The following is a 12,277-nucleotide window of genomic DNA, read 5'->3' on the forward strand; positions in this document are numbered from 1 at the left end:
TACGCCCTACCTATGCTTCACACCCATGGTTGGCGCATATGTCATCTGTGCCGATCCCCCAGGGGTCGATAAGGCTCCACAGTGTTGACTTCGTGCCTTCCACCAAGCCCTCATCCTGTACCGTAACGCCGTAACCCAGCACCGCCACGGCCACGCTGAGAGGGCCGAGACCCCGCATCGCACCACGTACCTTGGTCGGCTCGCCCACCTGGACCCTTTCCGGGTTGGGGCGCCGTGGGTCTGTGTCGGGGTGATTCTCGAAGGACTGTCCGGTGATGGATGACATCGCTTCGCGGCCAAGGACGGAAGCACGATTGCTCAGGAGCGTCTTTTTTCTGTCCGGATTGGCTTCCAGTTCAGAGGTGAAGGTCCCTGCCACGTCCTCACTGTTGAGGGCGTCGAAAAGCTCCTTTGCTTCCTTCATTGCTAGAGCTTCCTCCGCCTCGGTCAAAAGTGCCGGCTTCCCCTTTTGTTTCGCGTCGCGATTCTTCTGGAGAATGCTGGAGACGTTGGCAAGATAGTTGTAACCCTTCTCGATGTGGAATCCCGTTTCTTCTCCTGGTTTACCCTCGGGGCCCACCTTCTTGCCGGTGTTCAATTCTTCGAGGATCGCGGTCGTAGACTTTCCGTCCCCGAGAACCTTCTTCGCCTGCGGGCGGGCGTAGATAGCATCGAGGAAATTCTGCAGGTCCTTGTTCTTGACGGTCGGGACAGTAGCCTTTGGCTTATCCTTTCCAGGGTTGGGGTTCGCCGTGCGCTCGGGTAGGGGCTTCACCCGATTGCCGTCGCACTGCGCACGAAACTTGCGGCAATGGCCAGCCTCGTCGGGGTCGTACTGCCCTGAGGGATCGCTGCGCGTCGCCGGGTTGTTGTGAGCGTAGGTGTAGCCGCCCATCTGCTGGGCGTCTTGGTCGTCGATGACTGGATCGACAGAAACGAAGCGTCCGATGGACGGGTCGTATTCGCGGGCGCCGAGGTGTGTCAGGCCAGTCGCGTCCTTCACGCCGCCGACGAAGCCCTTGTCACCCACCCAGCTCGTCGGCTGGGGGCCCCGAGTGTCGCCGAAGATCGTGGTCTTGCGGCGACTCAGCGCGCCCGTGGACGCGTCGACCTGGACGGTTTGGGTGCCTTGGGCATCGCCGAGGAGGAAGGTGTACTTCCCTGCCGACTTCATGGCGACGGTGGTTCCGGCGTGGGTGTAGTAGCGAGTTCCGGTGACGGTGCCCGCCTTGTCGAGTCGGGCCTCGGTGCCGCCTGGCAGATAGAGGGTAGTCCCAGACGCGTCCTTGCGGATCAGGCGCTCTCCGTTCGGCGAGTAGACGTACGAGCTGACGTTCCCGCCCGCCGTTCCGACGCTGCCGAGATGCCCGTCCACGTCCCAGTCGAGGGTCTGCGGGCCGTTGGGGCCTGGACGCCGGGTGGTGTTCCCGACTGCGTCGTAGGAGTAGCTGTCCACAGTGCCGTCGCGGGCGCCCCCCTGAGTCTCGACGGATGCGAGACGGTGATTTGTCGCCGTCTGGTAGGAGTACGTCCGGGTGATGTCCTGTACCGGTCCGGACGACGTGGAGTGCTGAACCTCCTTGGTACGCCCGCCACTGGCGTTGTAGGTGTAGGAAGTCCAGTAGGCATCGGGCCCACCGACGTTCTGGCTGCTCGGGGCTCTGTCGCAGCCGGAGGTGGCGGTCCAGACGTCCGTGACTCGGCGCAGCGCGTCATAAGTGAGGCACTGCGTGTCGACGACCGCGGTCGCGTCCTGACCTGATGTGGTGGTGATGCTGGTGACGTTGCCGAAACTGTCCCGCCCGTAGACGGTGTCGTCGATGCGCTGCGACGTCTTGGCCAGGTCCGTGACTGAGCGGGTCATGGACTGGGTGTGCTCGTCGTACTCGAAGGTCTGGATGACCTTGCCTCCGAATTCGCCGGTCTCCCAGCGGATCGGCCGGCCGTAGCGGTTGTACTCGGTGGCACCCGCGAGCATCGATCCGGCGATGCTGGTGTTCATCGGCAGGCCCTCAGTGGGGGTGTAGGCCGTGCTGACCTTCTCCTTGGGGAGACCGCCGATCGCTGGATGCTCGGTCCATTCGTTCTTGCCGGTATGTGCGTTGAAGCCCGCAGTCCATTTGTAGGTGCCTGCCAGCGCGCCCTCGGCGGCGGGGACGGTCAGCTGCCAGGAGTTGGCGTTGTAGCGGTTGTCGTACCAGTTGACCTGCGACGTGTATGCCTGGCCGTCTACGTAGCGAGTGGAGCTGGTGGGGTGTCCCTTGGCCACGGTGTCGTAGGTCCACGTGGCCAGAGTGGTCGCGCCGTTCTTCACAGCCGTCTTGCGGCCGAGCGCGTCGTAGTCCGTGTGCAGTACGTCGCCGAGAGCATCCTCGGTGTCGGTAACACGGTCGCCGGCGTCGTAGTCGTTCTTGCTGACGCCCTTGTCCGGGTCGTCGGTCTCGGTCTGACGTCCGCGACTGTCGTAGGTGTACGTCCAGGTGCTTCCCTGCGGGTCCACGGTCTTGATCTTGTAGCCGCGCTTGTCGTACGAGTATTTCGTCGCCTGGTACGTCGTGCGCTCCGCATTGGTGTAGCTGCGCAGTTCCGTGGTCCGGCCGAGCGCGTCCGTCAGCGTCGTGGTCGCGGTCCCACCGGTGGGAGGAACCACTGTGGTGCGATCACCGCCGTACGACGTCGTGGTGCGGGACTTCTCGTCGCCGAACGACTTGGAGATCTCGATGACCGGGCGTCCGGCTCCGTCGAAGGTGACCTCCGTGGATGCCGGGTACTTGGAGCTGTCGCCGCGTACCAGCACGGGCTCCGCCTTACCCGTCGCGTAGTACTTGCCGGAGGTGCGCCATGCCATGCCACGGCTGTCGTAGGAGGTTTCCGAGATGAGCCTGCCGTCGCTCAGGTCAGGGGCCGGCTCCTGGGTCTCCAACTGACGCAGGAGACCGTCGTAGAGGTCGTACGACGTACGGAAGGTCCCGTCGTGCTGGAGTGTCGTGGTCGCAACCACTGTCGGTCCGTCGGTTCTTACGGTATAGGCGAAAGCGTAGTTCGGCGACTCACTGAAGGACGCGGCTGCCCGGCCAGGAAGCCACATCTTCGTGACACGGCCGAGGGGATCGTAAGCCGTTGTAGTCGTCTTGTTGTTGGCGTCGGTCATTGCCAGCGTCTGGCTGCGCAGTGGGTCGAGCGTGGTCTTGGACGTGTGGCCCAGTGGATTGGTGACCGTTGAGCTCGTGGGGACCTCGCCCGTGGCCGGGGTGACCGCCGTTTTCGTGACCTTCCCGAAGGCGTCCCCGGTCTCGGTGGTCCGTCCGTAGGGGTCGAATTCCGCGGTGCTCTTGAGGTCGTAGCCGGTACCGTCGCCATTGATCTGCTCGGCTCGTGTGACGTTGCCGATGGTGGGAGCCGCACCGAAGGTGGTGCTGCCGTCGAAGAAGTAGCGCTTGTCGGATATGACGTCGGCCGGTCGGTCGACGGTCTGACCACACGGGACAGCGACGGATTCCTGACGGGAGACTCTGTTGAGTATGTGCTTGTCGGTGTTGCGAGCGTAGGTCGTGGTCGTGCACGACTCGTCGCCGGTCCGGCTTTCATCCCCGCTGGAGAAAGAGGCCACCTCCATGCCGAGTTCGTCGTACGAGTGGGTGACGGTCACCTTGCGATCGGAACCGCCTGCCACCGCGGTGCGGGTGGTCTCCGAAGCAACCCCACTCCTGCGGGCCTCGAGTGCGGGCAGTCCGTCCCGCAGCCGTGTGGCTGTGGGATCAGATCGCCAAGGTGTGCTGGAGACGGCGGAGACCAGGGGGCCTCCGTCGCCGTCGTAGACGGCCGTCTCGCGGAGCATGCCCGCGAACTGCGGGCGGTCGGTGACGACTCCGCCGGCACTGTCCCTCACTTCGGCGCCGTCCATGCCTCGGAAGTACCGGGTCTCTGCCAGCGTGCGCGGTTCGAGACCGGTGCCGGACCGGGTCTGGACGGTGCCGTAGCCCCGGTAGTCGGAGAAGGTGCGGTGTTCGGGCTTGGTGAACTCGTCCTCACTCTTGGCCCAGGCCGCGCCGCCGAGATAGTCGTACTCGGTCTGGGTATCCGGTGTCGAGGCGATGTTGTCGCCTTCGAGTACCTTCGTGACCACGTATCTGTGGAACCAGTCCTGCTTCGGGGTATCCCCCTCGTAGGCCCACTTGGCGGGGTAGCAACGCCGAGTGTTGCTGGAATCCGGGGTCGGCATGTCGCCGACCTTGCAGTCGGGGGCGCTGTAGTAGACGCCGATGCTGCCCCCTGACTCGGTGTTGATCTGGTAGATGCGGTAGCGAATGAACGGGGCCAGGCCGTCGCCAAGTTTGTCAACACGGTTGTCCATCTGCTCGCCGAGAAAGCTGACCTTCGGCAGGGCAGCCGTGCCGCCGACCTTTCCGGCGCGGGTGATGGACGCGAGCCACAGGGCGGGGGGTGTGCCGTCACCGGAGACAGGGAACGTCTGTTCCAGTGTCCAGGTGTCGACCTCCTTGAAGGCGCCGCCGGTCAGCACGCGGGTCGTGATGTCAATCAGGCGCTTACGGGACCAGAAGGTCGGTGAGTTGCGATCCTTGCAGTCGGTGTCGGCCTTGCAGTCCTGATCGAACGGAACGTCCGGCCAGTTCTTGGCATGGGCCGCGTCGAATGTGCCGCACTCCTGGAGGCAGCGCTCGGCAACGGTGAAGTCCACCACGGCCATGGCTTTGCTTGTATATACGGCACCTTCACGCAGCCCGTACTCGACACGGTCGAGGGATCCACCGCGGATGTACGGGGTCGCTGTTCCCTTGCCGGTGGTCCAGGAGACGTTGCGGTTGTAGTGATTGCCCTCTTTGTCCCAGTAGTAGGACATGGCGTTGCCGTGACTGTCGACTACATGGTCGAGCTGCCACCGCCACGCCTGCTGGCACCAGCCGGCGGAATATGTGGCGTTGTGGCATTCCTCGCCCGCGTGGTTGCCGAAGACGGGAACGGTCCACGTCGACTCGGTTTCCTCCTTGCCCTGGGTCCAGCCGGGCAGGCGCCCCAGACCGTAGAAGTACTGGGTGCCGTCGGTTGTGGTGACCTTCCAGTACTCGCCATTGTCGTCGCCGTTGACCGCTCCGGTCAGGCGCTCGATCTTCTCGCCGTTGTCGGTGACGGCGTGCCAGCCCTTGTTCTTCTCGTAGACGAGTTCAGTGGTCTTGCCACCCAATGAGAGCGTGGCGTTGTCGGGGCCCCAGCACAGGTCGCCGTTCTTGGCGGTGTTCGTCCCCCCTTGCATGTCGTCGTTGCAGCTCAGGTAGCGCCGTTCGATGAAGCCGGGCTCCAAGCCCCAGCCATCACCGACCCAGCCGGGCTGGTTGTTGGTCGACGCGGTGCGGCCGTCGACGGCCTGGGAGGAGTAGTTCAGCGAGAAGGAGGGCTTGAGCCCGCCGGGCACTTCGGGCACGCCGATCCCGTAGGACCAGCTGAAGGCACCTGGGGAACCGCCGCCGCTCCAGGACGCGGAGTTGCTCAGCGATGTGGCCTTGTAGTCGCCCGCCGCGCCGCCGGAGTCAGCCTCGGCCGCGAAGACCGCCATCGACGTCCGCGAGCCGGTACTCGGTGCGTTCGTGACCACCTTCGCGGTGAGCGTGCCGGCTTCGGAGTCATTGTTCGTCGCAACCGGAGTGCGCACGAGACATCTCGGAATGTGTGGTGTGGTCAGGGCGCACGAGGGCAGCTGAACCAGGCGGAGTCTGGAGGACCAGCCTCCCCCGTAAGCACCTCGAATGCCGCCGTAGTCCACCCGAACCTGAACGGTCGCCTTCTCAGCGCGGCCGTCGGCTCGTGAGACGGAGGCCAGGATGCCTTCAACGCCCGCGACACGAGTGGCGTTCCGGTCCGAGACCATCACGTCGACCTTCGTCGGCGTGGCCTTTGGGGCCGACGCCGACGGGGCTTCCTTCGCCGATGCCAGGACGCTGACAGGCAGGTCCCCGGCACGTCGGAAGGCCTGTCGGGCCTGCCTCGGAGCGGTCAACGCGTGAGTGCTGAGCGGGCTGAAGAGCGAGAGATCCACCCGTGCGTTCCCGGCCGAAGGCCAGTTCACGGTGGGTATGCGCGTGCGCGCATCGGCGCTCGCCTCGTCGACTCTGTTCCAGGCTGAACCGTCTTCGAAAGCGGTCCTCTTCACCGCGACCGCATCCGGCTGCTCGAGAGACGGTAGACGGTTGCCGGCGCCTGTGGTGGCCGCCACCGCCACCGACCCGGGAAGCAGGCCGACGAGGACCGCGAGAGCAGCCACCCCCGCCCCGCTTCGGCTTCCGAGCGACTGCGTCTTTACGCTGTCGCCCTTCTTGTACCACGGCACGAAACCCCCTGCAGGCTATCCAAAAATAACCGGCAAAACATAGCAGTCAGGTGGTCGGCAGAAGGTGTTCCGGCAGAGAGAGAACTGGCCACTGAGCCGTGAAATTGAGGGTGCTTTCTGAGGCTCGAAAAAAGGGGCTGGTTGATTGTCGCTTCAACCGGAGTGAAACGGGCATTCGGAGGGGCCGATTCCACTTTCTGCAGGTCAGAAGGAGGTGTCGGCTTTCCGGGTCAAGATCAAATAGGGGTGATGTGGATCACATCACCGATTGATCACGGGTCGCATGATAGCCCTGTCGGCACTAGAGTGGCGCCGCTTCCCGACGTGTCAAAGAAAGCGAATTTGAGAATTGTCCGCACTTTCTATGCACCCACGCAGACGTAGACCTCGTGTCAAAGCGGCTTCCGGCGCCATCGCTTTGAGTCTTGCCCTCACCGGTGTGTTCGCCCCTGATCTTCTGGGGGGCGCGCCGGCCACTGCGCCCGCTGTGGCCACCGACCCCGTCCCGACCGGGGCTGAGCCGACAGAGGAAGAAGCAGCCCAGGCCAAGGCCGTTGCTGACGGTACCCAGGTGGAGGTGATCTCGCGGCGTACCGAAAGCTCCGACTACTGGGCCAACCCGGATGGGACCTTCTCCGAGATTCGCCACGCTTCCCCGGTGCGCATCCGCAGCCAGCAGGAGTGGGTGAACATTGACCCGACCCTCACCTTCGCTGCCGATGGGCGAGTTGTGCCCAGGGCGACTTCGGTGGACGTGTCGTTCTCCGGCGGTGGGGCGGGCCCCATGGTCACCAACGTCAAGGACGGCCGCACGCTTTCCTACAGCTGGCCCAAGGAGCTGCCGAAGCCAACCCTGAACGGTGACGTCGCCACCTACGGCGAGGTTCTTCCCGGCGTCGACCTGCTGCTGAAGGCGGATGCAGAGGGGTCCTCCGAGGTCCTGGTCGTCAAGACACCAGAGGCGGCAAGGAACCCCGAGCTGGCGACGATCTCGTTGCGTATCCAGACGGTGGGTCTCACGGTCAGTGCGGACGAGGCGGGAAACATCGAGGCACGCAATCCCGCCGGCGAGACCGCGTTCACTTCGTCGGCTCCCATGATGTGGGACTCCAAGACCACGGCCCCCGCTCCGCAACGGGCCATGGCCCTCATGAGCTCCTCATCGGAGGATGGTGCTTTCGAGCCCGCACCAGGTGCTCACGACGCGGTCATGGCCACCGAGGTGAGCGCCGACGGTGAGACCCTCCAGCTCACTCCTGACCAGCAGATGCTCTCTGCCGCGTCAACCGTCTACCCTGTCTACCTGGACCCGTCCACTGCCGAGGGAAAGAAGCAGAACTGGGCGTGGGCCTACGAGGCGTGGCCTCGAAACATCTACTGGAACTACAAGGGCGACGCACGGGTCGGCCACGAGGACGAGACGGGCGGCACCTCGCGCTCCTACTTCCAGATGGCGACGTCGGAACTGAGCGGCAAGGTCGTCAAGCAGTCCACGTTCCGCATCAAGAACAAGTGGTCGTGGTCGTGCGAGCCCAGTTGGGTGCAGCTCCACCAGACCGGTCCCATCAACAACAAGACGAGCTGGAACACCAAGCCGAAGAATCTGGCGCTGATCGACGAGGTTCACGAGTCCAAGGGCTGGGGCAGCGACTGCCCTTCCGGCAACCTTGAGTTCGATGCCACGGCGGCGGTGAAGTCGGTTGCGAGCAAGGGCTCGGCCACCCTCACGGTCGGTCTTCAGGCCAAGGACGAGAACGACACTCTTGAGTGGAAGCGCTTCGACCCCAAGACCGCAGTTCTCGAGACCAAGTACAACACCCCGCCGGAGACTCCCAGCGGCCTCGGCACGGACCCCAATGTCCCATGCGGGGGTGGCCTGATCGGAAACACCGCGATCAGCGTCTTCGCCAAGATCAAGGACGCTGACGCCGGCAATCTCTCGGCCCAGTTCCAGATCTCCCCCACGGGCAAGGCACCGGTCGTCGACACCACTGTGAGCGCGCAGCGCAACCGCATCACGACACTCCTGATCAAGGATGCGGCGACCCTGCCGACTGGCTCCTACGAGTGGAAGGTGCGTGCGAAGGACGCTGCGAACGACACCTCTGCCTGGTCCAGGACCTGCCGGTTCACCGTCGACAGAACCCGCCCCTCGTCCCCGCCTACTGTGGTCTCCACGCAGTTCCCTGACGGCACGGCAGGCTGGCCCTCCAACACGTCCCAGGCTCGTAGCGAGGGTACGTTCACCCTGGGCGCGAACGGGGTGAGCGACGTCGTCGAGTACGGCTTCTACACCGACTGGGACCCCAAGCTGCGCATCGCACGCGCCTCAGGCGCAGGAGGCACTGCGCTGGCCAACCTCACCCCCCGCACACTCGGGCCGCACCGGCTCTACGTGTACAGCGTGGACGCCGCGGGCAACCGCTCCGACGAGAAGGCGTACCTGTTCTACGCCAACGGCACCGGCGTCAAGGACGGTCCCGGCGATCTCAACGGCGACGGTCTGAGTGATCTCTGGAACCTCGACAACGCCGGAAACCTGGTGACGTACAGCAACAACGGTGACGGCACCTTCTCGACCATCGCCAACAACGGCGACTTCACCCAGAGCCAGACCACGCATCGCGGTGACTGGTCCAACGACGGTACCGAGGATCTGCTGACCCGGGTGTGGGACCCCGTTGAGAAGAAGTACAGGTTGTGGCTGTATCCCAACAGTGGCCTCGGCAGCATCGACGCCACCGCACGGATCGAACTGAAGGTCGCCTGCCCAAAGTTCAACCCGGACGAGGGGTGCTTCCAAGAGCCAGGCTTCGATCATTGGCAGAGCGAGAACAGTCAGATTCTTGCCATCGACGACGTCGGTGCCGGACCCGGCAGCCTCGACGGTACCCACCCGACCGCGGACCTGCTGATCAAGAACGACGACGAGTTGTGGCTCTACTACGGAGCAGAGAGTGGTGAACTCGACGTCCAGGATGAGTTCCTTCCCGTCCTCGTCGGCGGCAAGGGGTGGAAGGATCTCGACCTCATCGCGCCTGGCGATGCCACCGGCGATGGAGTGGCGGACCTCTGGGCGCGGGATCGCACCAACGGCAAGATCTACCAGTACGCCGGACGCAACAACTCGCACGGCAAGCTCGACGTGGCGTCCTGGGCCGAAACGCAGGGTGTCGAGATCTTCTCCGGCATCTGGCCCAACACCTACCCGGTGGTCGCCTCCAACGGCGACATGGTGAGTGACGCCACGCCGGACCTGTGGGCGCGTACAGCCGCCAACGAGCTCGTGGCGTGGCCCGGCAAGGATCGCGTCAACAACGTCGCCTTCGGTCCCCGTCTGACGGTCAACGGTACCCGCGGCCTCCAACTGGCGCCCGGAGCGAAGATAGAGAGCGGTCACTCGGTGAGCGCGCCAGGTGGCACGATTCGCCTCGACATGCAGGCCGACGGAGACGCCGTGCTGTTCTCCAAGGCGAACATCCCTGTCTGGAGGACGAAGACCGAAGGTAACCCAGGTGCCTTCATGGAGATGCGCAAGGACGGGAACCTCGTCGTCTCCAAGGCCGACGGGACCGCACTCCTTTGGGAGTCGAAGACTTCTTCTCCTGGCGGCTACGCGGTGTTGCAGGACTACGGAAACCTGACGGTCTACAACGCCGCCGGTGAGTCGACGTGGACCACGGGCACACGGACCCGGCGCGACCACGACGGCGACGGGCGCAGCGACATGGCTGCCTGGTACCGCTACCCTGACGGACATTCAGCCATGTTCACCATGAAGGCAGGGACGGACGGCAGGCTGACTGAGCCGTTCCGTTCCTATACGTCCCTCGTGGGCACGTGGAACGTCGACCGGATGAAGTTCACCAGCGGTGACTACAACGGCGACGGACGAACAGACGCAGCCATGCTCTACGACTACGGCAATGGCGTCGCACGGTTCTATACCGCCCTGGCCACGCCGACCGGCGGCTTCGGTAGTCCGATCGCGTCCTGGAGCTCGGGTCCGCAGGGGTTCTACGCGGCCAACATGACTTTGGAATCCGGGGACTTCAACGGCGACGGCCGTGACGACGTGGCGGTCTGGTACGCCTACTACGACGGACACGACACCCTGTTCACCTACACCAGTCGGCCCGATGGCGGGTTCAACTCGCCCTTCCCCTCCTACACGCAGAAGGCCGGTTGGTGGAACATCAAGGAGAGCAAGCTCACCACAGGTGACTTCAACCGCGATGGCCGCGACGACATCGCCGCGCTCTACGGATACTCCAACGGCGACTTGAAGATGCACACCTTCCTCACCACACCCACCGGCGCGTTCACGGGAAGCATCACCTCCTGGGCCGGTACAGCCACCACGTGGGGGGCTTGGAGCCGAACGTTCGTCGAGGCCGGCGACTTCAACGGCGACGGCATCGATGACATCACCTTCTGGTACGACTACGCCAACGGAAGTGACGCTCAGTTCCGCATCCTGGGTGGCAACGCCAACGGCGCCTTTGACACCTCCTCCACCGTCATGTGGCAGTCGGCGGCGGGGAACTGGTACCGGGAGAACATGCACATCGTCCCTGGGGACTACAACGGTGACGGACTCGACGACATGGGAGCCATGTACTCGTACACCGATGGCAACGAATCCCTCTTCACATGGCTGAGCCGACCCGATGGAACGCTCACGGGGGCACAGAGAGGCTGGCTCAATCCCAACCCCGCCGGCTGGGAGCGGAACGACATGCACATGATCAAGTCCTACAGCTGACGTAGGCGGCCGGCGGCCCTGCCCTGCTCGGGCAGGGCCGCTGCGGTTCACGGACGGATGCGGACGTCGCACTGTCGAGTGACAGTGAATCCGGCCGACCTGCCCGTTGATCGTCGGGCTTGCTTCCCGGCTAGCGAGCTCGTGCACGGTAAGCGGTGAGACGACGAGCTTCCGATCGTCGATCATGGTGGTGTGGTGGGGAACACGTCTCGTGCGGCGATCATCGGTAACCGGCGGATCACGGGCCTGACGGCCGGAGTGATTGCCGAACTCGTCAGCGAGGTCGGGCCGTTGTGGCATGAGCGTCACCAGGCCAGGCTTGCGTCCCGTCCGCGGAAGCGGGCCGTCGGGGCCGGCTCGAAGCACCGCCTGGTGTTCGTCGACCGTCTGCTGGCCACCCTCGTCCATCTTCGTCATGGGGCTACCCACGACGTGCTTGCCTGCTGGTTCGGCGTGGACCGCTCCACCATCACCCGGGCCATCAACAAGGTGAGGCCCCTGCTTGCCGAGCGAGGGTGCATTGTCAGCCCCGACGTGCGGCTGCGGACCCTGGCCGAGGTCGTCGAGCATCTCGGCGCGAGCGGGAAGACCGGCATTGTTGACGGCACGGAGATCCGGGTCCGGCGGCCCGCCGCCGGACGCAAGGACAGGGACAAGTTCATCTCCGGCAAGAACAAGCAGAACGCCGTCAAATCCATGGTGGTCACGGACGGCGAAGGCCATGTGCTGTGGTGCAGCCCGGCCCGTCCCGCAAGCTGCGCGGACATCACCCACGCCCGTCAGTTAGGGCTGGTCAAGCTCCTGGCCGACGGGCCCGCAGTCGAAGTTCTCGCCGATGCCGGCTACCAGGGACTGGGCGCGCAGACCGGCGGACGCGTGGTGACACCGCCACACCGCAAGTTCAAGAAGAACGCCCCCGACTGGTACGAGGAGATGCACGAGCGCCAGCGCAAGGCACATTCCTCACGCCGTATCCAGGTCGAGCACGGCATCGCACATCTGAAGAACTGGTGGGCCCTGGCCCGCCACCTCGGCCGCCGCGAACACCTGAGCGACACCATCCAAGCCATCGCCGGCCTGCTGAGCCACCAGCAGAGCGCGGACCTGACATCGGCACAGCAGATGTGAAAACCAGAGTCCGAGCACACCCCTCGACGTCTCACCGCTTA

At 64.5% G+C, this 12,277-nt stretch carries 3 protein-coding genes; 2 read left to right on the plus strand and 1 reads right to left on the minus strand.

What is annotated here, in order from left to right:
• Positions 1-10: 10 nt before the first annotated feature.
• Positions 11-6,343: an RHS repeat domain-containing protein gene (locus ACZ561_RS18905; protein WP_470996215.1), complete on the minus strand. Its 6,333-nt coding sequence runs from the start codon at positions 6,341-6,343 to the stop codon at positions 11-13.
• 487 nt (positions 6,344-6,830) lie between these two features.
• Between ACZ561_RS18905 and ACZ561_RS18910 the strand changes: the two genes are divergently transcribed.
• Together ACZ561_RS18910 and ACZ561_RS18915 are read left to right on the plus strand one after the other, a co-directional pair.
• Positions 6,831-11,108 (plus strand): FG-GAP-like repeat-containing protein, encoded by a 4,278-nt coding sequence (locus ACZ561_RS18910; RefSeq protein ID WP_470996218.1) that lies wholly within the window; start codon positions 6,831-6,833, stop codon positions 11,106-11,108.
• Positions 11,109-11,300: 192 nt separating this feature from the next.
• The gene (locus tag ACZ561_RS18915; RefSeq protein WP_470996221.1) at positions 11,301-12,236 is read left to right on the plus strand and encodes a transposase; all 936 of its coding nucleotides are present in this window, start codon (positions 11,301-11,303) and stop codon (positions 12,234-12,236) included.
• Positions 12,237-12,277 lie beyond the last annotated feature (41 nt).

It is taken from the genome of Streptomyces sp. NPDC039609 (genome assembly GCF_055596705.1).